General features: G+C 53.8%; 24 protein-coding genes. 3 read left to right on the top strand and 21 right to left on the bottom strand.

The window, feature by feature from the left end:
- Window positions 1-64: 64 nt before the first annotated feature.
- The 3 genes from JSQ80_RS20225 to JSQ80_RS20215 form a co-directional block, all read right to left on the bottom strand.
- Entirely contained in the window at window positions 65-334 is a 270-nt protein-coding gene (locus JSQ80_RS20225; protein ID WP_206096469.1) for a spore coat protein CotJB, read from the bottom strand.
- A complete protein-coding gene (locus tag JSQ80_RS20220) occupies window positions 331-633 on the bottom strand; it encodes a spore coat associated protein CotJA (RefSeq protein WP_087432744.1) in 303 nt (100 codons plus the stop codon). The genes JSQ80_RS20225 and JSQ80_RS20220 overlap by 4 nt, the downstream gene beginning before the upstream one ends.
- Window positions 634-873: 240 nt before the next feature.
- Complete coding sequence (locus JSQ80_RS20215; RefSeq protein WP_087432743.1) at window positions 874-1,383, bottom strand: Crp/Fnr family transcriptional regulator; 510 nt, start codon at window positions 1,381-1,383, stop codon at window positions 874-876.
- 218 nt (window positions 1,384-1,601) lie between these two features.
- Between JSQ80_RS20215 and JSQ80_RS20210 the strand changes: the two genes are divergently transcribed.
- Window positions 1,602-1,988: a YhjD family protein gene (locus JSQ80_RS20210; protein ID WP_206096468.1), complete on the top strand. Its 387-nt coding sequence runs from the start codon at window positions 1,602-1,604 to the stop codon at window positions 1,986-1,988.
- Window positions 1,989-2,142: 154 nt separating this feature from the next.
- On the opposite strand, the gene JSQ80_RS20205 is transcribed toward JSQ80_RS20210, so the two are convergent.
- Both JSQ80_RS20205 and JSQ80_RS20200 read right to left on the bottom strand, forming a co-directional pair.
- Window positions 2,143-2,481, bottom strand: a complete 339-nt coding sequence (locus tag JSQ80_RS20205; RefSeq protein ID WP_206096467.1) for a YolD-like family protein — start codon at window positions 2,479-2,481, stop codon at window positions 2,143-2,145.
- Complete coding sequence (locus JSQ80_RS20200) at window positions 2,478-3,719, bottom strand: DNA polymerase IV (RefSeq protein WP_206096466.1); 1,242 nt, start codon at window positions 3,717-3,719, stop codon at window positions 2,478-2,480. The genes JSQ80_RS20205 and JSQ80_RS20200 overlap by 4 nt, the downstream gene beginning before the upstream one ends.
- 294 nt (window positions 3,720-4,013) lie before the next feature.
- Here JSQ80_RS20200 and JSQ80_RS20195 point away from each other — a divergent pair, with 294 nt between their 5' ends.
- A complete protein-coding gene (locus JSQ80_RS20195) occupies window positions 4,014-4,688 on the top strand; it encodes an SOS response-associated peptidase (RefSeq protein ID WP_206096465.1) in 675 nt (224 codons plus the stop codon).
- A gap of 616 nt (window positions 4,689-5,304) precedes the next feature.
- Here the strand turns inward: JSQ80_RS20195 and JSQ80_RS20190 are convergent.
- From JSQ80_RS20190 to JSQ80_RS20170, 5 genes are all read right to left on the bottom strand, one after another.
- Window positions 5,305-5,592 (bottom strand): stage VI sporulation protein F, encoded by a 288-nt coding sequence (locus JSQ80_RS20190; RefSeq protein WP_087432738.1) that lies wholly within the window; start codon window positions 5,590-5,592, stop codon window positions 5,305-5,307.
- 123 nt (window positions 5,593-5,715) lie between these two features.
- Entirely contained in the window at window positions 5,716-7,764 is a 2,049-nt protein-coding gene (recG, locus tag JSQ80_RS20185; protein WP_206096464.1) for an ATP-dependent DNA helicase RecG, read from the bottom strand.
- A 22-nt stretch (window positions 7,765-7,786) separates the two neighbouring features.
- Window positions 7,787-8,656: a DegV family protein gene (locus tag JSQ80_RS20180; protein WP_087432736.1), complete on the bottom strand. Its 870-nt coding sequence runs from the start codon at window positions 8,654-8,656 to the stop codon at window positions 7,787-7,789.
- 26 nt (window positions 8,657-8,682) lie between these two features.
- Window positions 8,683-10,440: a DAK2 domain-containing protein gene (locus JSQ80_RS20175; RefSeq protein WP_206096463.1), complete on the bottom strand. Its 1,758-nt coding sequence runs from the start codon at window positions 10,438-10,440 to the stop codon at window positions 8,683-8,685.
- Between the two features lie 15 nt (window positions 10,441-10,455).
- Window positions 10,456-10,815 (bottom strand): Asp23/Gls24 family envelope stress response protein, encoded by a 360-nt coding sequence (locus tag JSQ80_RS20170; protein ID WP_087432734.1) that lies wholly within the window; start codon window positions 10,813-10,815, stop codon window positions 10,456-10,458.
- A gap of 172 nt (window positions 10,816-10,987) precedes the next feature.
- Between JSQ80_RS20170 and rpmB the strand changes: the two genes are divergently transcribed.
- The gene (gene rpmB / locus JSQ80_RS20165) at window positions 10,988-11,176 is read left to right on the top strand and encodes a 50S ribosomal protein L28 (RefSeq protein ID WP_019424877.1); all 189 of its coding nucleotides are present in this window, start codon (window positions 10,988-10,990) and stop codon (window positions 11,174-11,176) included.
- A 322-nt stretch (window positions 11,177-11,498) separates the two neighbouring features.
- Here the strand turns inward: rpmB and spoVM are convergent, their stop codons facing one another.
- The 11 genes from spoVM to priA all read right to left on the bottom strand — a co-directional run bounded on the left by spoVM (window position 11,499) and on the right by priA (window position 23,675).
- Window positions 11,499-11,579 (bottom strand): stage V sporulation protein SpoVM, encoded by an 81-nt coding sequence (gene spoVM, locus JSQ80_RS20160; protein ID WP_019424875.1) that lies wholly within the window; start codon window positions 11,577-11,579, stop codon window positions 11,499-11,501.
- A 172-nt stretch (window positions 11,580-11,751) separates the two neighbouring features.
- A complete protein-coding gene (locus JSQ80_RS20155) occupies window positions 11,752-12,012 on the bottom strand; it encodes a hypothetical protein (protein ID WP_087432733.1) in 261 nt (86 codons plus the stop codon).
- Between the two features lie 49 nt (window positions 12,013-12,061).
- Entirely contained in the window at window positions 12,062-12,739 is a 678-nt protein-coding gene (gene rpe, locus JSQ80_RS20150) for a ribulose-phosphate 3-epimerase (protein ID WP_087432732.1), read from the bottom strand.
- Window position 12,740: 1 nt separating this feature from the next.
- Window positions 12,741-13,658, bottom strand: a complete 918-nt coding sequence (gene rsgA, locus JSQ80_RS20145; protein ID WP_206096462.1) for a ribosome small subunit-dependent GTPase A — start codon at window positions 13,656-13,658, stop codon at window positions 12,741-12,743.
- 55 nt (window positions 13,659-13,713) lie between these two features.
- The gene (gene pknB / locus JSQ80_RS20140) at window positions 13,714-15,846 is read right to left on the bottom strand and encodes a Stk1 family PASTA domain-containing Ser/Thr kinase (RefSeq protein ID WP_206096461.1); all 2,133 of its coding nucleotides are present in this window, start codon (window positions 15,844-15,846) and stop codon (window positions 13,714-13,716) included.
- Window positions 15,843-16,616 carry a Stp1/IreP family PP2C-type Ser/Thr phosphatase gene (locus JSQ80_RS20135; protein ID WP_087432729.1) on the bottom strand — a complete coding sequence of 258 codons (774 nt, stop codon included), beginning with the start codon at window positions 16,614-16,616 and terminating at the stop codon, window positions 15,843-15,845. The genes pknB and JSQ80_RS20135 overlap by 4 nt, the downstream gene beginning before the upstream one ends.
- A 6-nt stretch (window positions 16,617-16,622) precedes the next feature.
- Window positions 16,623-17,675 (bottom strand): dual-specificity RNA methyltransferase RlmN, encoded by a 1,053-nt coding sequence (gene rlmN / locus JSQ80_RS20130; protein WP_206096460.1) that lies wholly within the window; start codon window positions 17,673-17,675, stop codon window positions 16,623-16,625.
- Window positions 17,676-17,870: 195 nt separating this feature from the next.
- A complete protein-coding gene (gene rsmB / locus JSQ80_RS20125) occupies window positions 17,871-19,265 on the bottom strand; it encodes a 16S rRNA (cytosine(967)-C(5))-methyltransferase RsmB (protein ID WP_206096459.1) in 1,395 nt (464 codons plus the stop codon).
- The gene (gene fmt / locus JSQ80_RS20120) at window positions 19,262-20,206 is read right to left on the bottom strand and encodes a methionyl-tRNA formyltransferase (RefSeq protein ID WP_206096458.1); all 945 of its coding nucleotides are present in this window, start codon (window positions 20,204-20,206) and stop codon (window positions 19,262-19,264) included. The genes rsmB and fmt overlap by 4 nt, the downstream gene beginning before the upstream one ends.
- A 3-nt stretch (window positions 20,207-20,209) precedes the next feature.
- Window positions 20,210-20,686, bottom strand: a complete 477-nt coding sequence (def, locus tag JSQ80_RS20115) for a peptide deformylase (protein ID WP_087432725.1) — start codon at window positions 20,684-20,686, stop codon at window positions 20,210-20,212.
- A 385-nt stretch (window positions 20,687-21,071) separates the two neighbouring features.
- On the bottom strand, window positions 21,072-23,675 hold the full coding sequence (gene priA, locus JSQ80_RS20110) for a primosomal protein N' (RefSeq protein ID WP_206097667.1): 2,604 nt from the start codon (window positions 23,673-23,675) through the stop codon (window positions 21,072-21,074).
- Between the last annotated feature and the right edge of the window lie 15 nt (window positions 23,676-23,690).

Below are 23,690 nucleotides of genomic sequence, written 5' to 3'. Positions count from 1 at the left end.
TTCATCGTTCATTGATTATTCAATAACGTTTTCGCAGTCTAACGTTCCCGTCAAGACGTCACAATCACACCTGCCACGGCCACGGCGTCTCTATCCATGACCAAGGACAGCCTGAATACGCACGCCCGTAGTTTTGCAGCGGGCCGTATTTTTCCTGAAACTGATTGGCCATCTTCATCCTCTCATGCGTATAATGATTAAATTGCCGAATGGCCTGCCCATCCCACGGATGTGTATCCAAGTACAAATTCAACTCCAGCAGCACAAAATCAACGATCTGGAGTTGCTCCAGCGCTTGCCTATACTCCTCGCTATGAAAAGGATGCGCGCTCATGTTGCCTCTCCCTCCCGTCCCCTTTTAGGCCGATATGGGCTGTATAGCGCCGGCCAGAGCGTGCCGCGGCGCAACGCTTGTTCAGGCGGAAACTGCGGCCAATTCGGCGGCTGAAAGACGATGAACTGGTTTGGCGGCACGATATACGTTTTAAATGGCAGCGGCGGACAAGGATCGCACGGACTTCGGTACGGCACATATATCCGTTCCTGTGATCTGCCTAACGGATGGGAACCTGCCCTGAACTCGGGCGGCATCCCCTCTTCTGGCAGACCTTGCGCTTCATATTCGTTCCCCATGACGCTTTATAACCTCCTTCGTATAACTGCACTGCACACCCGTCTTATTACACATATGAAGAGGGAAGAATGTCCCATGATAAACAAGAGAATAAGAAATACTTCTCAGCGGATTTTCTAGACGAAGCCCCCTGTTTAACGCTATGTTCTATCTTTCCTTTTCGCAGAAAAAAGCCAAGGCGCGGCATGCGTGCGCATATCCGTTGCCTTGGCTTCGAGCTTCTTCCTTGTCTTCTTCTGTCATGAACCGCCTTGCCGAATTAACCGGTTGACGGTCTCGCGGCGCACACCGATGAGCTGCCCAATCTCTTCTTGCGTCAGCAGTTCCGTTAATGGCGCCTCATTCGTATAACTGTCAAGCCACTTCTTCAAGAGCTGCAGACGTTCCCCCGGCGCGCCGATTGTCAAATGATCGATGCGCTGCTGCATGAATCTGAGCTTCTCCTGAAGCAGCTTGGCGATACTCAGCGCTTTGTCCGGATTGAGACGAAGCTCCTCATACCATGCGTCCGCCGGAATACGCTCCACCTCGCTCGTCACCATCGCGATAGACGTGCCGTGACAATCCTTGGGCGAAATAAGCGAATGGTGAGGCACGATCTCCCCCGGATATAAAATGTTAAACAGCACGATATTGCCGTTCTCATGCAGACGCGTAACCTTGAACAGGCCGCTGACGATGCGATATAAGTAAGTGCCTGGATCCCCTTGGCGAAACAGTATCTCCCCGCGGTGCAGTGTTATGCGCATTCCTGCCTCTCCTTTCCTGTGCCGACATCTTTGCGAATGACGGAGTATTGACGAGACTTTTCACTCTATTGTAATCTTTTTCATGTCTTTTGACCACGAATGCCTATTGAAATACGAATATTTGTTCGGTATTATGAATACAATAAGAACAAAGGTTCGTATTTTGATTTTTTTTGTTTGCTTTTAGCCCAAAAAAAATGAAGGAGGAAGAGATAGGAATGGGTTCTCTTTCCGCTGCGAATGGCTCTCCTCCACACGACGGGGAAGATGCCTTCATTGTTAAGCAATACGTCATCCAAACGCTTATTCTCGATGTGCTGGAGCGGGATATTAAACGTCTTGCCGCTTCCGGTCTGAAGTTGGCTGACATTTACGTTCAGCGGCTGCGTCAGGCACAAGACGACGCCTCAACCGACCTGTTCCGTCTCAGGCGGCAGTTCCGTCAGCGCGGCATCAAAGTATACGAGGAGGAACGCGAGCAGCATGGCGTGCGCGTCCAGTACGTCTGCCGTGGCTACCATCACTCGTTCTATATGCTTCGAGGGCTGATTCGTGCCGAGGTGAAAAGCTTGATGCAGAAGTATTTGCACATGTCTGCCACATAGCCGTGCTTTCCTTGCCCAGATCGCCGGCGCATCGGTGCCATGCCTGCATATAAGCGTCATGACCGGACGTTCTGCCGCTGATTCATTCCGTTCTTCGCGGGCCGCCCAGCGAATTAAGCCGGATCCTTCTAACGGGAACCGGCTTAGTTATGGATTATAGAGCAGAGCTGGCTCCTATAATATTGCAGAACTTGATCCATTCCCCCTCCTCTGTCCCCTGCAATTTAATTTGTTCCTGTTCCTTATCGAACCGGACGACTGTGCCGATTAACTCCCGATCTTCCCAGTCACCGTACACCGTTAACCTGATCGGCGTGCCGTTCCATATGGATTCGGCAATGGCACGGGCGATTTGCTCTACTTCTTGCGCATCTAACACCGGCCGCCGCTTGCGCTCCAAGCTCTGCTGGTGACGGACGTATGCCTCCTTATGCTCGGGTAGCATCATCCGTGAAGATTCGAATAAACCATTAGCTTGCAGCTTTTTACTCATTTGTAGTGCCCTCCAATTTTTTGGGAACGGTCTTTCGCTTGGCCGGCCTCCTTCAGAGAAGTCGCTCGCATTATCGCCGTATCTCCATATTTTTGTTTAATCCAATCTGTCGTGCGTTCCAATGCCATCTTCCGCTCGCGATCGTCGAACAGGGTCAGCTGGTATTCTTCGCTGCCGGTCAAGCCTGTCAGCGACACACCGATCTTGCGCACCGGGAGTCCGTTCCAGTGCCGGCGGAACAGCACGCACGCCGCTCGATACACCTCGTCCGTTATGTTCGTGGGATCTTCGATTTTCATTTCCCGGGAAAACCCCGTCGGGCGATCGAAGTCCGCTCCTTGGCAGCCAACATGAACGACCTGCCCCATATACCCCTTCGTCCGGCAGCGATGGCACACCAGCTCGCACAGTTCCAGAATGACGATCTCGATCTCTTCCTGCGTGACATAATCACGGGGGAGCGTCATCTGATGGCCGATTCCCTTCTGCCGATCGTGCGTGCCCGGCGTAACGGGCGACGAATCGATGCCGTTGGCAATCCGCCAGATGACCTCGCCGTTAATCCCCCACCGCTGCCTCAGCTTGGATAACGGCGTCTGCGCCAACTCTCCGATCGTACGGATGCCCATCCGGTGCAAATGCCCGGTCATCCGTGAGCCGATCATGAACATTTGATGCACGGGAAGCGGCCACAGCACATCAGGCAGCTTATCCCGCGAAAGGGTAAAGATGCCGCTTGCGTTCTTCTTCGCAAAGTTATCGCACGCCATCTTGCTGACAACCTTGTTGAAGCTGATGCCAATTCTTGTGTATACGCCGGTTTCCATTTGAACCTGTTGTTGAATGCGCTTCGCAATCATTTCCGGATCACCAAATAACGACAGGCTGCCTGTCACGTCCAGGTGCTGCTCGTCAATGCTGTACGGTTCCACCAAATCAGTATACGACTGCAATATTGCGGTAATGTGCAGCGATACCCGAATATATTCCTCCATATGGGGCCGAACGACAACGAGCTCCGGACATTTGCCCACAGCTTCGCCAAGGCGTTCTGCCGTCGTAATTCCGTGCCGCTTCGCAAGCGGGCATGCGGCAAGGACGATGCCTGACCGCCGCGCAGGATCCCCAGCTACGACGAGCGGTTTGTTCTTGTATTCAGGGTGAGACGCCTTCTCAACACTTGCATAAAAAGATTGACAGTCCGCCAACATAATAATCCGTTCGGCTGGTTTGCTCATATAGCTGCTCTTACGCCCCGCATTACATCCTGTATTACATCCCGCGCCACAACATCACCCCTAAAAAGAACATCTGTTCTTATATATACACAGAATACAGAACATATATTCCTGTTTCAACCGGGATATATTACATATGAATGCTGCTATATATGTACATATATTTTATTTAGCCAAGTGATAGAGCCTTTGGATTCCACGACAAACGGCAGTTTGTGATAAAATGGAGAGGAGCCTGTCCGGTAATCGTATTCGATACGATCCCGGCACGAGAAGAAAGGATGCGCAGCTGTCATGTGTGGAAGATTTACGTTAACAGTTACATTGGAACAGCTTATGGCTTATTATTCGATCGATCCGGGACCTGCCATCCCTTTTCATGCCCCCCGCTACAATATTGCGCCAAGCCAATCGGTGCCGGCCCTTATTCATGACGGAACGAAGCTTCGGCTCGGCCCGCTGAAGTGGGGCCTGGTTCCTGCATGGGCCAAGGACGATAAAACAGCGTGGCGCACCATCAACGCGCGGGCGGAGACGCTGCGAGAGAAGCCGGCGTTCCGTCTGCCGTTCGAGCGCAAACGCTGCATCATTCCGGCAGACGGCTTCTATGAGTGGAAGCGCGGCGCCGATGGCACGAAGCAGCCGATGCGTATCGTCCGCAAGGACGGACAATTGCTCAGCATGGCAGGACTATATGACACGTGGCTGAATGCCGAAGGGGAAAAGATAAGCACCTGCACCGTCATTACGACGGAGCCGAATGAACTAATGGCCTCCATCCATGATCGGATGCCCGTCATCGTTCCGGAAGAGCAGCTATCGTTCTGGCTTGATCGACGCATGACCGACACGGGCCAGCTCCAGTCCTTCCTTCGTCCTTATCCTGCGGCAGAGATGGAAGCCTATCCAGTGGATGCGAAGGTGGGCAATACGCAGATAGATGACCCTGCCTGCATCCAACGGCTGTAACAACCTCAAAAAATAACGGGATTGTCCCAAATGGTTTGAATGACCCGAGGCACGAGGGACAGTCCTCATGACTGACACCGCACATGACAGAGCAATGAAAATCGAGTGCTTTTCAAAGTCTGCCCCGCTATATGAACGCCGCCCCTTTACCTCATTTTAGATTAATCTGCTTCAGTTCATATGTAAATCGATTATGTAACATTAAATATATAATTCTTGCATTTAAAAATCATTCGAAGGCGTAACATCTACGGAAAAGCAGAATCAACGAAACTTTTCGCTTAGGCAGTGGCGCGTTCAGGCTAGCGATATACGAAGCTTTGCTTTCTTCTCCCCTTCCATCGGGAAGGCAGCGAACCAATGCGCCTATTGACGCTGCTAGGTCAGCCAGGTTATCTGGCATCATGAACGGTTGCTTTATGACATGACTGCTATACGAAACGTCTTGCAGTTCCCCCTTCATATTATCCTTTCTGACTGTATGGGAGAGTGAAGCAAAGGAGCAAACGGACAACATCTCCATTCAAGAAGGGGTAAGGCCAGCACTTGAACTTCCCTTCAGAATGCTCAAAAGCCCGGTTCTACATGAACCGGGCTTCCCTTCACTATCGTGCATTTACCGAAACATCCCCCACAGCTTAAGTAGATGAAACGTATTGTTCGGGTCTATCTTCTGCGCAATGACGAACTGAATGATTTGTTCTTCCTGCTGCGCATTCAATGATTCGTTCAACGCCTGCGTGATTTGACGCAGCAGGCGGCGCACTGCGGGGCGATTTTGCAAGTCCGCCTTCGTGACCCCATCCAAAAGGAGCTTAACGCGCTCTTTGGCCGCAGGATTTTTTAGCTTTTGCTTTATTCGTTCAACCAGCTGCGGACTAATACCGTATTTCACATAACTCATGCGGTGTAACACCTCCGGAACATAAGCCGCCGTTGTCCTTGGGACACTAGCTGCATTAGTTCCAATATATGCCTGCCCGCTTGTCTACTATCCGCCCGTTTTTGACATTTGCCGAAAACGGGCTTAATCGAGAAGCTCTCCCTGGAACAGCTGCTCCTGCTGCAGCACATCGCGCAGCAGCCCATACTCAGGGGAAGTCCAGAACGCTTCCGAACGGATAAACGCTGCCGCATCATCTCGCGCTTGCTCCAGCACGGCGAAATCGTTCGTCATGTCCGCCAACTTAAATTCAGGCAGACCGCTCTGCTTCGTACCGAAGAAATCGCCCGGTCCGCGCAGTTCCAGATCGCGCTGCGACAGTTCAAAGCCGTCGTCGGTCTCCGTCATGATGCGCATCCGCTCTTGCCCCACTTCAGATTTCGGATCGGCAATCAAAATACAGTACGATTGATGGCCGCCGCGTCCGACGCGCCCGCGCAGCTGATGCAGCTGCGACAGACCGAAGCGCTCTGCATCCATGACGATCATGAGCGTAGAGTTCGGCACATCGACGCCAACCTCGATGACGGTCGTCGATACGAGCACATTCGTCTCAGCGGAACTGAACGAGCGCATCACCTCATCCTTCTCCGCCGTGGGCATCCGTCCGTGAAGCAGGCCTACATGGAGGTCGGGAAGAGCTTGCTGCATCTGCACATGCACATCGATTGCATTTTGCACGTCCAGCTTGTCCGACTCTTCGATAAGCGGACAGATGACATAAGCCTGGCGGCCTGTGGACACTTCACGACGTATAAAGCCAAGCACCCGATCGAGCATATCATGCTTTACCCAATACGTCTTAATCGCTTTCCGCCCGGCCGGCCGCTCGCGAATGGAGGACACATCCATATCGCCAAATGCCGTAATCGCCAGTGTCCGCGGAATTGGCGTGGCCGTCATCGTCAGCACATCGGGATTCAATCCTTTACGACGCAAAATGCTGCGCTGGTTCACTCCGAAGCGATGCTGCTCGTCGGTGACGACAAGTCCGAGCTTGCGATAATGGACATCGTCCTGAATCAGCGCTTGGGTGCCGACGAGGATGTCAATCATCCCCATCTGCAGCGCGCCCAGCAGATCCCGCCGCTTGCGTTCGGTCAGGCTGCCCGTGAGCAGCCCCACTTCGATGTCATGCGGCTCGAACAGCTTCTTCAACGAGCGAAGGTGCTGCTCCGCCAAGATTTCGGTCGGCACCATCAGCGCGCCTTGGTATCCCGCCCGAACCGCAGCGTACAGAGCGACAGCCGCCACGACCGTCTTGCCGGAACCTACATCGCCCTGCAGCAACCGATTCATGCAGGATGGCGAGCGCATATCATGCAATATATCGGTAACCGCCTGCTTCTGGCCTTCGGTCAGCTCAAACGGCAGACTGCGCACAAACTGCCGGACGGTCGCATTGTCGACTTCGTGCGCCACGCCGTCTGCACGCTCGCGCGTTACCGCCCGAAAAGCGTGCAGCTTCAATTGGAACAAGAGCAGTTCCTCATATACCATTCGTCTGCGGGCCTGCTTGCCCTCTTCCACATTTTGCGGCACATGCATCGCCCGTACGGCCTGCTTGCGCGGCATCAGCCGGTAGCGACGCATGAGATCGGCCGGCAGCAGCTCTGGAACCGCCTCGCCGAATTGCTGCAGCGCCTGTGCAACCGTCTTGCGCATCCACGTCTGCGTAATCTTGCCGCCCACGGAATACACTGGCTGCAGCGTATCCTTGCGTCCGCCGCCACGGTCCGGGAACTCCGAAGCCGATACGGTAAGCTGCATGCGGCGCCCGTCCCACTTGCCTGTTAAGACGATGTCGCGCCCTTGCGTTAACTCCTCGCGCAAATAATGACGATTGAACCAAGTAGCCGTGACGAGCCATTCATCGATCAACACCTTGCACGACAAACGTGATTTACGGCCATATCGCTGCAGAACAGGGACGCTCATAATGCGTCCTTCAACGGTAACTTTGTCTCCATCCTTCACTTCGCTCAGATGGCGAAGGCTAAAATCTTCATATCGAAACGGGAAATAATCGAGCAAATCAGCAACAGTAAAGATGCCAAAGGCGTGAAGCTCTTGTTCTTTCGAAGCGCTCACGCCTTTAATCATCGTTACCGGACATTGTTGAAGATGAATCATAATGACATTCCGTTCACTTTCCTTAAGCGTGCCCTTCGTCTGCGGGCCACATGAACACAGCGCCGACGCCCGTTCCTACATGCGTTCCGATGACGGATCCAATGATCGCATAGTCCAAGGAACGCAAGTCAAACGCAGCCCTAACTGCTTCCTTCAATTCGTCTGTTGCTGATTTATCGCTCGTATACCCGATGACTGCATGCACCGGTTTCCCTGCGAAGTCGCGCCGCAAAAATTCCAGCACGCGCCCCAAGGCCTTTCTATGGCCACGCACCTTATCCAACGCGCATACTTCGCCTTCACTATCGACAGAAAGTATCGGTTTAATGTTAAGCAGGGTACCGAACAGAGCGGCGGCTTTCCCGATGCGTCCGCCCTTTTGCAAATATTCCAGCGTGTCCACCAGAAAATAAAGCTTGCGCTCCTGCTGATAACGTTCAATCATCGCCAATATTTCTTCTTTGGAATGGCCGGCTTGAGCCATGCGCGCCGCTTCGACAACAATGAGCCCGAAGCCGTAGGAGGCGGATTTGGAATCGACAATCGTAATGTCCGCTGCTTCCTCCATCATATTTTTGGCAAGTACGGCGGATTGGTACGTTCCGCTTAAGGCTGCTGAGAGATGAATCGAAATAATCTGAGTATCCGGCTGCTCGTCATTCAAACGCTTGAATACATCCATGAACTCAACTGGCGAAGGTTGGGACGTTGTCGGCAATTGCTTTGCTTTCGCCAACTTCTCATAGAACTCTTCCGCATTGATAGTTACCGCATCCTTATACATTTCATTGCCGAAATGCACTTTGAGAGGAACCATGTCAATTCCGTAACGCGCTCGCACTTCATGCGGAATATCCGCGGTGCTGTCCGTTACGATACGGATATGGGCCATACAGAAATCCCCCCTTCACATTGTCCTTATTCGACGGAAACAATATAGGAATAAATCGGCTGTCCGCCTTGATGCACTTCCACTTCGGCTTCCGGATATTCCTCATTCAGCCACGCGATCAAAGTTTCCGTATCTTCTTCGCGCGCTTCTTCCCCGGTAAGCAATGTAACGACTTCTCCGCCGTCAGCCAGCATCTTCGTCAACAACTGCTGCAGCGTATCGTTTACCGATTCGGTCGTCGCGATAATTTTGCCGTTTGCAATGCCCATATAGTGGCCTGCTTTAATGTCGAGGCCATCAAGCGTCGTATCCCGGACAGCATACGTCACTTGACCCGATATGATATGGCTGATGGCAGCTTCCATTGCCGTCGTGTTTACTTCCAAGCTCTCATCTTCCTGGAACGCAAAAGCCGCGGCAATGCCTTGCGGAATCGTCTTGCTTGGAATGACCGTCACACCGCGCTCCACAATCTCAGCCGCTTGCTTCGCTGCCATCACAATATTGGAATTGTTCGGCAAAATGTAAATATGCTGCGCCGAAATCGTCTCGATCGCATCGATGAAATCTTGCGTGCTCGGGTTCATCGTCTGTCCGCCCGACAACACGACGTCCACGCCCAGACTGTTGAATATATCACCAATGCCTTGACCCATCGCCACAGCAATAAAACCGTAAGGGGCAATCTCATCGGCCGGCGGTTCGACAGGCAATGTCTCCGCGGACATTGCAGGCGCAGGAATATCGGCAAATACCTCAGGCATAGCAGACACTTCCCCATGCTCGCCTTGAATGAGTTCCCGATGCTGCTCGCGCATATTTAAGATGCAAATTCGGATAAGTTCCCCGTATCCCATCGCCAGATCCAGGACTTCACCCGGCTTGCGGGAATGGACATGAACTTTAATAATGTCGTCATCCGGAATGACGATAATGGAATCCCCGTTTTTAGCAAGCGCTTTCCTGAAAAAATCCTCATTAAACGGCTTGGCATTAGAACCGTTGCGGGAACGGTCAATAAAAAATTCCATATCATATAAAAACTCGATGTCTTCCGTGTTCAGCTTGGCCTGCGCAGAAATTGGCGCTTCAAGGGCGGGCGCCGCAGGCTGCTTCGCCTGAGCGGGTGCCGCAGCAGGAACTGCCGTCTCGTGAAATACGCCGTCTTCGGATTCAAGCACGCTTAAAAAACCTTCATAAATATATACTAAGCCTTGTCCACCCGAGTCAACCACCCCGACTTGCTTCAAAACGGGCAGCATATCCTGTGTCTTCTTCAATGCTTCATTCGCTTTGGCTACCACTTCACGCATGAAATCGACCAAGTCCGGAGTCCGGCGGGCAATATGAACCGCATGCTTGGCCGTTTCTTTTGCGACGGTCAGAATCGTGCCTTCAACAGGCTTGACGACCGCCTTATATGCCGTCTCCACGCCGCTCTGCATCGCATGCGCGAATTGGACTGAATTCACTTCATCATGGCCTGCTACTCCCCGGCTGAACCCGCGGAATAATTGAGATAAGATAACACCCGAGTTCCCCCGAGCACCCATAAGCAGCCCTTTAGACAACACCTCCGCCGTTTTGGCGATAGATGTTGACATTTTTGCTTTCATTTCCGTAATGCCAGCAGTCATCGTCAAATTCATGTTCGTTCCCGTGTCCCCATCCGGTACCGGAAAAACATTCAATGTATTGACGTATTCGGCATGGCGATGGAGCGAATCTGCACCGCCCAGCACGATATTGGCAAATTGTGTTCCATTTAAAGAACGCTTGTTCAACGAATATTCCCCTTCCTAGCTTGATACACGCACGTCCTGCACAAAGATGTTCACTTCGTTAACGGTGAGACCGACTATTTCATTCAGCACGTATTTCACCTTCACTTGAATGTTGTGCGCCACTTCGGAAATCTTCGTCCCGTAACTAAGGATAATATATAAATCTATATGTAGCGCATCCTGTTCCTGGCGCACTTCGACACCACGCGACAAATTTTCACGTCCAAGCAGTTCGGCAATGCCGTCCTTTAATTGCTTGCGCGAAGCCATGCCCACAAGTCCATAACATTCCATTGCCGCAGATCCGGCGATGACTGCTACGACTTCTTCGGAAATACTCACTTTTCCATAATCGGTATCCAATTGGATGGTCATGGTTCGTTCCACTCCTTTTTTTGAGTATTATGGACTAATCAACATTGTACTATAATAGAAAACATAAATAAACAAAGTTTTTGATTCAGTTGACGGGAGATTTTAGAATATGATATCATATTTAAGTATTTAATTGCATGCAGTGTTGTTTTGGGATAAGGAGGTGTTAGGCATGGCTCGCAAATGTTTTGTAACGGGGAAGAAACGTGGCTCAGGTAACCACGTATCGCACGCGAACAACAAAAACCGCCGCTCTTGGGGTGTAAACGTGCAAAAAGTCCGTATTCTGGTAGACGGTAAACCAAAACGCGTCTACGTGAGCACGCGCGCATTGAAAGCAGGTAAAGTGACTCGCGTCTAATCCCATGGATTATATAGAAAGAGCACCTGAACGGTATCAGGTGCTTTTTTGATCGTGGGAGAAAGTACAGGTACTGCTCTGATGAGGAGTTGTCCTTTTCACCTCAGCTCACTTCGTGCAGACGCTGAGAATGAGAAGATGCTTGCGCTGATTCATCTTGCAGAAACGGTCCGTCCTTTCAACAAGGACGGCTGGGCCGTTTCTACTTGCGACCGGAACCCGTCATAAGCATTTCGTCTGCTAAGCTATGTCCCGCTCCCGCTCGGGTGCTATATCGTTAGGATGGATGATTACGGATTCAGCAGAATGGCCGCCGGGAGTGTCAGTTTTTTTGAAACGTATTTAATATCGCCTTGACGAATCCTCCTAAAAATTTCGGCAGCTTAAATGTATAAAACTTCATCTTCCACCCTCCTCGTCGATCTCATCCTACGCCGCCCGGAATCAATAGCCGGCCCTTTCTCGCGAACCATGGAAATAAAAAAGGTTACATGAGAGATCTGTGCTCATGTAACCATCATATGCCGCAGCCATATCATCTATGCAAGGCTGACAAGCCCGTTTCCGTCTTTACTTTATGCAGCAGGCGCAGGCATTTGCTGCATGTAAATAGCCATGGACATCACAAAGACAAAAACGAAGTAAAATAAAATCGCCAGCAAAATAAAACCGATACGCATCCCTTTCGTTTCATAGCGTTTGAAGAAACGAATACCTAAAAATAGAGCGCCCAACGAGCAAACCAAGTTAAGCGGCAGCTTCAAAAACGCATACATTCCGACCAATGACCCGCACACAAAGCTGTACAGCACGAGTATCAGTTTCGATCTCCACATCGTCCATCTCCCCTTTTCCGTCGGGTCCTGCCATGTTCTATGAGGATATCTATCTAGCTACTGCTGCTGACCGTATCGCTTGAATTGCGGCAGCGCGATCAGAAGCGCCATATACGGCGCTCCCGGCCACGAGCACATTGGCCCCTGCCTGCACGGCAAGCGGCGCGGTATCCGCCGTAATTCCCCCGTCCACTTCAATGTATACATCGTGGCGTCCCCGCTCGTGCAGTTGAGCCCGCAAGCGGCTAATCTTGTCCGTCATCGATGTGATGAAGCGCTGTCCTCCAAAGCCAGGATTGACCGTCATAATCAGGACAAGATCAACATCATCGAGAATTTCTTCGATGCAAGACAAAGATGTGGCCGGATTTAAAGCGACTCCCGCCTTGGCACCGCTTTCTTTAATCTGGTGCACGACCCGGTGCAAATGAGGACATGCCTCCGCATGCACCGTAATGAAGTCCGCACCCGCCTTGGCAAAGGCAGGCACGTATTTGTCCGGCTCCACAATCATGAGATGAACGTCTAGCGGCAGCTTCGTATGCGGGCGGATCGCTTCCACAACGATGGGCCCAAGCGTCAAATTCGGCACGAAGCGGCCGTCCATCGCATCGACATGAATCCAATCGGCGCCGCCTTGCTCCACATCGCGGACTTCTTCACCAAGCTTGGCAAAGTCGGCTGATAAAATGGAGGGGGCGATCTGAATGTTCTCAATCTGTTTCATGCTAGTACCTCCGTTTTTTTTCTTTCATTTCTTCAAAAAATAATACGTAATGCCCGTAGCGCGTCTTGTCAATCTCACCGTTCGCTACCGCTTCCTTCACCTGGCAGCCAGGTTCATGAATATGCGTGCAGCCGCGGAATTTGCAGATTTCCGCGTAAGATCGGAACTCACGGAAGCACATTCCCAGCTGTTCCACGCCAAGCTCTAAAAAATCGAGTTGGCTGAATCCCGGCGTATCGGCGATATAACCGCCGTGAGGCAGCTGCAGCAGCTCGACATGACGAGTCGTATGCTTGCCGCGCCCCAGGCGCTGGCTGATATGATTCGTTTCTAGCTGTATGCCCGGTATCATCGCATTCAACAAGGAAGATTTCCCTACGCCGGATTGGCCGGCAAAGACGCTAATATCTTCCGTTAGCTTGTCCGCTACCCGATCATAGCCGTAACCGCCTGCGGCGCTTGTCGGTATGACGTCGTAGCCAATACGGCCATACAGTTCCATTATATGATCCATTTCGCTGCGGACCGCAGCGCCCTTCGCTGGCGGAAGCTGCTCGATAATATCCCACTTCGTCAGCACGATAACGGCATCTAAACCGGCATGTTCAATATGTACGAGAAACTTATCCAGCAGTTGGCGGTTCAAGGCCGGTTCCACTACGGAGAACACGAGTGCGGCAAGCCCCACATTGGAGATTGGCGGACGAATCAACTCCGATACACGCGGCTCGATTTCGTCTACCGTCCCTTCCCCGTTCTCTGTCAAGGAAAAAATAACGCGGTCCCCAACGAGCGGGGACACGCCTTTCTTTTTAAATATTCCTCGGGCACGGCATTGGATCGTCTGTTCGATCGATCCTTCTTCCGGTTGAATGTAATAGTAACCGCTCAGCGCCTTTACGATTAAGCCTTTTGGCATGCAATATCCTCCACGGTTTTATCTACCCCAATCCGATTATTCATTGTCGTCATCTTCATTGTCCGGGTTCTGACGATTGTGTCTGTCCGTCCACGGATTCCTGCCCTTGTTCTTGTCCTTGTTCTTGTTCTTGCCCTTCCCCTTCGACTCGCCTGGCCGCGGGGTCGTTGATCTCGGGTATCGGTACAGTGCCCTGCTTCGCATCGATATAGGATATCGGATACGTATCAAGGAATGTGCCGTCACGGTACACGAGGACGACCCCATCTTTGTTCGGTGCCAAAACAAGATCTACGTTGAATAGTTGGGTGGATGTAATCTTCTCCGTCCCCCATTCCATGTTCTCTCCGCGCGCATCCGTATACACAATCCGTATCGTGCTGCTCTTTCCTTCTTCCTTCGGAGCTACCGGGAGAGGGAACGTATATTTCAGCGCTTCAGGAGGGAACCCGGAGCTTACATAAATCCTCACTTCGGCCCCTTTAGACACCGGATCGTTCGGTTCAAACGGTTTTTGCATGAAGACTTGCCCTTGCGGCTCGTAGCTTGGCTCTTCGACAATGCCGTCTTTGGCCAGCTTCAATTCGCTCGCTTCAATCTTCGCTACCGCCTCATCCTTCGTCAAACCAACCAAATTCGGCATGCCGAACGATTCTTTTCCTTTGCTGACCGTAAACTTAATCGAAGCTGTCTTCGGATCGACCTGGGAATTCGGCTGCGGCGTCATTCCGACGACGACACCCGGTTCAGCCTCATCGTGATATACTTCCTCCTTCGTTATGCGCGTGCTCTCGAATCCGAGCTCGACCAGCTGCTGCACGGCCGTCTCGAACGGCTTGCCCGAGTAATCCTGCAGCGACACGAGAGGAGTTCCTTCACTGACATACAGGCGTATGGCCGAGCCTTCTTTCACTCTAGTGCCTTCCGGCTTGCTTTGGTCGAAGACGATCCCTTTCTCGAATCCTTCTTTATGCTCGTAAACGATAGGGTCCTCCACCTCAAGCTTAAATTCCTTCAGCTTGTCTTTCGCGGCTTGCTCCGTCAAATTAATGAGCTTCGGCATGCTTACATCATTAACGACAAGCAAACTCTTCACGTATAATACGACACCGACCATAATGGCAAGAAAGAGCAGCGTCACGCCGGCCCACATGGCTGGCTTCACCCAGGACTTGCGCGCCTTCGCTTCTGCAACGGCGGGCGAAGGCGAGGATGAACCGGCAGCGCCGGAGTTCGAAGAAGCGGCATGGGCTCTATACTCCTTGGGCGCACTTTTCTCCATCGGGCGAATCGCAGGCATCACTCTCGTCTCCTGTTCATCGTCAAAAGGCGTGCGCGAAACAAAGGTAACCTTCTGCTCATGCACCCGTTCGGCGGACAAGCATGTTTCCAAGTCCCGCATCATTTCCGCGGCCGACTGATAGCGCTCAGCCGGATTTTTGCGCATCGACTTCAAAATAATATTCTCTACGCTTTGCGGAATATGCGGATTGACAAGCCGCGGCTCATCAAACGGTTCCTGCAAGTGCTTTAGCGCAACGCTAATCGGGCTTTCCCCCAGAAACGGAAGCTTGCCCGTAAGCATTTGATACAGCACGATGCCGAGAGAATATAAGTCGGACTTCTCCCCGGTCGATACCCCTTTGGCGTGCTCGGGTGAAAAATAATGCACCGAGCCTACGACCGAACCTGTCTGCGTAATCGTCGAAGAGGTAACCGCACGCGCGATTCCGAAATCCGTCACCTTCACGCGGCCATTTCTCCCGATAAGAATGTTATGGGGTTTAATGTCACGATGAATGATTCGGTTCTGGTGGGCATGATCCAGCGCATCGCAGATTTGAATAGAAATGCGCACTGCCTCTTCCGTCTGCAGCGGTGCCCGGTCCTGAATAATTTCATTCAAGTTATGTCCTTCGATATATTCCATAACGATAAAATGCGTATCTTCTTCCTGTCCCACATCATAAATACTGACCACATTCGGGTGGGACAAGGACGCGGCGGATTGGGCTTCACGCCGGAAGCGGCGAATGAATTCCTCGTCGTGCACGAATTGCTGACGCAACACTTTGACCGCTACATAACGGTTAAGCAAATTGTCGAGCGCTTTATAGACGAGCGCCATCCCGCCGCCGCCGACGCGTGCGATAATTTCATAGCGCCCAGCCAATGTTGTTCCAATCACGAGTTCCACCCCTCTCCCATGGTGCCGGACTCAAGCTGCTTCAACAGAATGATCGTGATATTGTCGTCTCCGCCAGCATCGAGCGACTGCCCCAGCAAACGGTCTGCTTTCGCTTCGAGCGGAAGGGAAGGATCGATGACAGTGCTCCATATTTGTTCGGAATTCATCATGCTGGTCAAGCCGTCGCTGCACAGCAGAAGATATTGTCCGTTGCCAAGCGTAATCGGCATCATATCCACCTCAACCTGCGCGTCGGTTCCAAGCGCGCGGATGAGCACATTCCGGCGTGGATGCCGCACCGCATCCTCCGGTTCAATCTGACCGTTCTTCACCAACTCGTTCACAAGCGTATGATCCTCTGTCAATTGAATGATGCCTTGGCGATCGACAGTATAGGCCCGGCTATCGCCGATATGTCCAATATAGCCTGCGGACTGCGACTGATCGAATAAAGCCGCAACGATGGTTGTTCCCATGTGATAATATTTTTCATCCTGGGACGCGATATGAAATATCGTCTGATTGGCTCGCAGAATAGCAGCTTCCAGCGCATGCGCCAGCTGGTTGTCCTGCAAATCTTGCGGCAGCGCCGAGAGCTCGGACACTACGGTCTCCACCGCCAAGCGGCTTGCTATGTCGCCTGCTTGATGACCGCCCATCCCATCGGCCACAATCGCCAAGTAATAGCCGTTATTAAGCGCGGCAACGTATGCGCGGTCCTCGTTCACTGCGCGTACACGTCCGACATCGGAACGATGCACAGCTTTCATTGTAACTCACCTCGTCTTAGACTCCATGTGCTTCGCACGCAGCTGGCCGCATGCTGCCGCAATATCATGTCCTTGCTCGCGGCGAATCGTAGCATTGATTCCCCGGTCCAGCAGCGCGCGGTAGAACTTGAAAATATCATTGCGCGGGGTGCGGACATAATTCCGCTCCGGCACATAGTTTACCGGAATGAGATTGACATGTGCCAGCATGTCCATCCGCTTCAGCACATCTGCCAACTCTTCCGCTTGTTCCACTTTGTCATTGACGCCGCCGATGAGCGCATACTCGAACGTAATGCGCCGGCCGGTCTTTTCCTGATAATACTTGAGCGATTTCATTACTTCCTCGAACGGGAAGCGGCGATTGACCGGCATCAGCTTCGAACGAAGCGCATCATTCGGCGCGTGGATCGAGATCGCCAAATTAATCTGGGTATTTTCATCAGCGAACTTGTAAATGCTCGGCACGATGCCGCTCGTCGACACCGTAATGTGCCGTTGGCCGATATTGAGTCCCTTCTCATGAATCATGGTGCGGAGGAAGGCCATCGTCGCATCGTAATTCTCGAAAGGCTCCCCCGTCCCCATGATAACGATACTGCTGACGCGCTCATCCGTTTCATCCAATATCTTCTGCGCCACGACCACTTGGGCCACAATCTCTCCGGCAGACAGATTCCGCTTCAGCCCGCCAAGCGTGGAGGCGCAGAACGTGCACCCGACGCGGCAGCCGACTTGTGTCGTCACGCAGATGCTGTTGCCGTAGTTGTGCTTCATAATTACGGTTTCGATAGCATGGTCGTCATGCAGGCCGAATAGAAATTTATACGTTCCATCCTGCGATTTCATGTGTGTAATTTCTTTCAGGGTCACAAATTGATAATGCTCCTCCAGCTTATCCCGCAGTGACTTGGACAGATTGGTCATTTCGTGAAAATCATTGATTCGCTTGACGTAGAGCCAATCGAATATTTGACCGGCGCGAAACGCAGGCTCGCCTTGCTCCTTCAGCCACTGCTGCAGCTGTTCAAAAGTTAAATCGTATATAAATGGTTTCATGTGTCTGTCCAACCTCTCAATTGTTAACTCGTCATGCAGTCGATCTATTTTACCACAAATGGCCGTCATGCTAAAAGCCACAGCTTGGAAGCCCGTCCCTGAGCGGATTCCCGCATGAAAAAAGCCGCAATCATTCAAGTGAATTCCCTTGAATATTGCGGCTTTGCAATTGAATCTGTTGCTCCAGCGTCAGCGTTAACGTTTCGTCAAGCAGGCAATGAAGAAGCCATCGGAGCCGGCGTCCTGCGGCAGCACCTGCAGCATGCCAGACGGGCTGCGCTCCAGCGCCGCGGCAAGCGCTGCGGCAGGCAGCGCGGCCTTCCACGTCTCGTCTAGCCCCCAGCCGTCGTGCGCCTGCTCCGCGAGGAACGCACGCACGACGGCTTCGTTCTCCACGTGCTCCACGGTGCACGTGGAGTAGACGAGGCGGCCGCCCGGCCGGACGAGCCGCGCAGCCTCGGCGAGCAGCCGCGCCTGCAGCGCCGCAATGGACGATACATCCTCTGGATGCTTCGTCCATTTGATGTCAGGCTTGCGGCGGATAACGCCGAAGCCAGTACACGGCGCATCGAGCAGCACGGCGTCGAAGCTGCCTTGCGGCAGCGCCTCGCTGAGCGCAGCCGCATCGGCGTTCATCGTGCGCAGCGACTTCAGCCCAAGGCGGGCGGCCTGCTCGGCGATAAGCGCCACCTTATGGGCGTGAACGTCGTTCGCGACGACCTCGCCCATATCGCCCATCGCTTCGGCGATATGGGTGGACTTGCCGCCCGGAGCGGCGCAGCAATCGAGCACCCGCATCCCCGCTTCCGGCCGCAGCGCTTGGACGACGAGCATCGAGCTCTCGTCCTGAACGGACAAGCGGCCGTCCTGGTACCAGACGCTGTGCGCCAGGTTGCCCGCCCCTGCGGCGACGATGCCATCCGGCGTAACTGCAGACGCCTTGACATTCAATCCGCTCGCCTGCATGTCGGCAAGGAGCCCATCCCGTTCGGCCCGCAGCCGATTCACGCGCGCGCTGCCGTGCGGCGGCCGGTTGTTGGCTGCGCACATGGCCGCCGTATCCGCTTCGCCATAGGCCTCCACCCAGCGGCTCACGAGCCACGCCGGGTGCGAATGCTCCCAAGCGATGCGGCTGACCGCATCAGCCGCAGCCGGAGCATTCCACAGCTCCGGCTCGCGCATGACGGCGCGCAGCACGCCGTTCACGAAGCCGCCCATCGCCTGCTGGCCGCGCCGCTTCGCGATTGCAACCGCTTCGTTCACCGCCGCATGGGGCGGCACGCGGTCCAAATACCGAAGCTGGTACAGGCTCATGCGAAGCAGATTGCGCATCCACGGCTTCAGCTTAGCCAGCCCGCGCTGCACCTTCTGCTCCAGAACGCCGTCAATCGTGTTCAGCCGCTGGATGGTGCCATACACAAGCTCTGTCGCGAGCGCCGCGTCGACCCGCTCCAGCTTGGCCGCCTGCAGCGCTTCGTTCAGCTTCAGATTGCTGTATGAATGCTCCTTCTCCACCTGAACGAGCACCTCAAGCGCGACGTCGCGCGACGTGCGCCGCTTGCCGCTTGATTGGGACCCCCGCTCGCTCACTTCAGCACCGTCCCTTTGCTCAGCTTACCGCCGCGCACGAATTCAGCAGCCGGCATCGCCTTTTTACCCGCAGGCTGCACCTGGGTCAGACACAGCGTGCCTGCGCCCGTCTGCACCTCAATCCCGCTCCCGTCCACGTTCAAAACGGTTCCCGGTTCACGCCCGCCGGCATCTGCAGATGAGTCGCCTGGAGCTTCGCACGCCCACACCTTGAACACTTCCCCGTTCCAAGTCGTATACGCGCCGGAGAACGGAACGAGTCCGCGCACTTGATTGAAGAGGTCACGCGCCGGACGAGTCCAATCAAGCTGCTCATCCTCGCGCTTCAAGTTCGGGGCATACGTCGCTTCATCATGATTTTGCGGCACGGCCTCCACTCGTCCCGCAATCAATTCCGGGAGCGTGCGGCAGAGCAGGTCAGAGCCCGCCGCGCTCAGCTTCTCGAACATCGTTCCCGCGTTATCGGCGTCCGTAATCGGCACCTCGACCCGGCTTATCATGTCGCCCGTATCCATGCCTTCCGCCATATACATAATCGTCACGCCGGTTACCGGCTCTCCGTTCATAATCGAACGCTGAATCGGCGCTCCGCCGCGGTATTTCGGGAGCAGCGAGCCGTGGACGTTGATGCAGCCTAGACGCGGAATGTCCAGCACCGATTTCGGCAAAATCTGCCCGTAAGCCGCCGTCACGATAAGATCCGGCTGCAGCGCGCGCATATCTTCAATGGCAGAGGAGACGCGCAGCTTCTCCGGCTGCCACACGGCAAGTCCATGCTCCAGCGCCGCCGCTTTGACCGGAGTCGGCGTCAATACCCGCTTGCGGCCGACCGGACGATCCGGCTGCGTAACGACGGCAGCCACTTCATAACCTTCTTGCAGCAGCATTTCCAAGGAAGGCACGGCAAACGCCGGCGTTCCCATAAACACAATTTTAGTCATCGCTCAGTCCCTACTTTCGCGGGGCACCTCATATACGCGTTCTGCAATTTCAGTAAAGAGCACCCCGTTTAAATGGTCAATCTCGTGTTGGAAGGCGCGCGCCAGGAAATCAGTCGCTTCCAGTGTAAACTCATTGCCGTTGCGATCCAATCCCTTCACCTTTACCTTCTGGTGCCGGCGGACGTCGCCGTTCAGCCCGGGAATGCTCAAGCAGCCCTCAGGTCCGAGCTGCTCGCCTTCCTTCTCCAAAATAACAGGGTTAATCATTTCGATTAATCCATGCTCGTCGCCGACGTCAACGACGATAACGCGTTTTAAAATGCCGATTTGCGGAGCGGCGAGCCCTACGCCTTCGGCATGGTACATCGTATCCGCCATATCGTTCAGCAGCTTATGAATATTGGGCGTAATTTTAGGTACTTCCTTCGCGATTTGATGAAGAACCGGATCCGGTTCATGTACAATGATGCGCAATGCCATCAGGCACACCTTCCTTTTTATCCTTTAATGCGTGTTCAAAAAAGAGTTATTGAACAACCTCTATTAAGTGCGTGTTCTAAATGGCCACTTTTCAGCACCGGGAAGTACAAGTTTTCGTAAGAAAACTACATCGGAAGCATCCCTCGAAGAAAGAGGAGCGGAATGCAGGCAAGACTACATGAGCACCTGAAATGTTTCCGCAGGAAACATGCTTCGAAATTCGAAATCACAAGCTCTTCGAGGGTGAATGCAAGATTCGATGCTGAATCACATCTTGAAATGATTCGTGATCAGAAAGGGGCTTTTTGAACAACCTCTCTATAAAATGCTTTTCCATAATTATATCCAATATCTGTTTGCATAACGAAATCCATTGCCATTGCCGCTACATCATCATCTGCGGATCAATGTCGACGCTGAACCAAATATCCTGCTCCTTCGCAATGGAATCGAATTCCGCCATCGCTTCCGCCATCAGGCCGGATAAATCCACGTTGCCCCTGCATTTGATGACGCATTGGAAGCGATAGCGGTTCTTGATCCGCGGAATCGGAGAAGCGACCGGGCCGAGAATGTCCACCGCGTCCTCGTGCGCGTCAAGCGGCTTAAGCCAGCCACGCCGTTCCGCCAGCTCCTTCAAGCGCATCGCCGCATTCTCCGCAACGCGAACGAGCAGCGGCAGCTGTTCATGCGTCATCGACAAAAGCGCCAAGCGGCAGAACGGGGGCACGATTTGATTGCGCCGATGGCGCAGCTCGTCCGAAGCAAACGCGGCATAATCGTGCCGCGACGCGTGAAGAACGGAATAATGCTCAGGCGCATACGTCTGCACGACAACTTCCCCCGGCAGATCGTGCCGTCCCGCGCGTCCGGCCACCTGGGTGAGCAATTGGAACGTCTTCTCCGCCGCCCGGAAATCAGGCATATGCAATGCCGAATCCGCCGCAATGACGCCAACCAGCGTAACATAAGGAAAGTCGAGTCCCTTTGCAACCATTTGCGTGCCTAGCAGCACATCGGCCTTCCGTTCCCGGAATTGCTGCAGCATGCGTTCATGCGATCCTTTTTCCGAGGTCGTGTCCACATCCATGCGGATGACGCGAATGCCCGGAAATCGTCTTGCAAGCTGCTCTTCCACCCGCTGCGTTCCCGTTCCAAAATAGCGGATATGCTCGCTCTCGCAGGCAGGACATACCGAAGGGGCCCGTTCCGCATGTCCGCAATAATGGCAGCGCATATGGCCGGTCTTCATATGGTACGTCAGCGAAATGTCGCACTCCGGACACTGGGCCACATACCCGCACGTCCGGCACATGACAAAGGTGGAGTATCCGCGCCGGTTCAGCAGAAGCACCGTCTGCTCATTCCGTTCCAAGCGTTCCTCCAGCGCCTTCTCCAGCGGTGCGCTGAACATAGAGCGGTTGCCGAGCTTAAGCTGTTCCCGCATATCTACAATCGTGACCGGCGGCAGGTCTCTCCCGCCGACACGGGTCGGCATGGCCACCGGCGCCAGGTTCCAGGCCGGCGGCTCCAAGCCGCGCGGCAACGGATCGCTGCCATGAAGCTTGGCCGCATAATACGTCTCCATCGACGGGGTTGCGGAACCGAGCACGACGACGGCCCCGTGCTGCCTGGCACGTTCTATCGCCACGTCCCGCGCATGATATTTTGGCGTTTCTTCCTGCTTATAGGACGTTTCGTGCTCTTCATCCATTATAATAAGCCCGATGCGGGCGAAAGGGGCAAACACGGCGGAACGCGCGCCGATGGCTACCTGCACGCGCCGTTCGCGAATCTTTCTCCATTCGTCATACCGTTCCCCTTGGGACAGGCGGCTGTGAAGCACCGCCACCTTGGATCCGAATCTGCCTTTGAAACGCTCTACCATCTGCGGTGTGAGCGAAATTTCCGGCACAAGCACGATCGCTTCTCTGCCTGACTGCAGGCAGCGGTCAATCGATTGCAGATACACTTCCGTCTTTCCGCTGCCGGTAACGCCATGCAACAGGAACGATTGATGCCGCTTAGCATCCAGAGCTTCAGCCAGGGAATCAAATACGCCTTGCTGCTCTTCCGTAAGCGGCAACGGCCGCGATGGCTTAAACTGGCGGTGCGCAAACGGATCGCGCATAACCTCCACTTCGTCTACAACGACGAAGCCTTTCGCCTGCAGCGCCTTAACGGCGGAAGCATTCAAATCTTTAAGCGGCAGCTCGCCTCCGAATTCCAGAAGCTGTGCAATCACCTCACGCTGGCGCTGCGCTCTGACGCCAAGCGCTTCGAGCAATTCATCGAGCTCCTCCTGCGGGACGGCCAACTGCACCCGCTTCAGCTTCTTCACGCCGATGCGGTCCTTAATGCGCTCCGTCTCTACGAGCCATCCGTGCTGCATTGCCTCTTTAATAAGCCGCGCCGCATGCGGATAAGCCTGCAGCAGCTTCGGCGCCGCTATCGGTTCGTGCCGCTTGACATAAGCCAACAATTCACGCGTCAGCGGGTGATCGAGAACAAATGCAGGCCGCAGCTCAAGTTCCCCGATCGGGGTGGCAGCGGACTGATGAGAATGCTGCAGGAAGACAACCGCGTCCTCCCCGAGCTGCACCGCCTTCTCACGCTTGCCTTTCATCGCTCCGGGAATCATCGCCTGCAGCGCCGCTGTCTGCGTGCACACATAGCGGGCGCTCATCCATTGCGCCAGCTCCACCAAATCTGGCGGCAGCGGCGGGACGACATCAAGCAATTGCTGCAACGGCTTCAATCGGTGGAGCGGCACATCGGTATGCTGCGACACTCCAATGACGAAGCCTTGTACCGTGCGTCCGCCGAACGGCACGCCAACCCGGCTGCCGACTTCCACCCAAGAGGCGATGTCATCGGGAACCGCGTAGTCAAACGGGCGGTTCGTCGCTTTGCTTGATACATCCACAATGACTTGAGCCACAAGACCGTGCCGTTCCTCTTCGGAGCCCGGCTCTGTCCCGAAGCTCATCGCCATCCCGATTCC

Origin of the sequence: Paenibacillus apiarius, from assembly GCF_017052585.1 — a bacterium.
GTDB classification, from domain to species: Bacteria; Bacillota; Bacilli; order Paenibacillales; family Paenibacillaceae; genus Paenibacillus_B; species Paenibacillus_B apiarius.
Note: the sequence above shows the minus strand (reverse complement) of the source record. Positions and strands in the feature narration are given on the sequence as shown.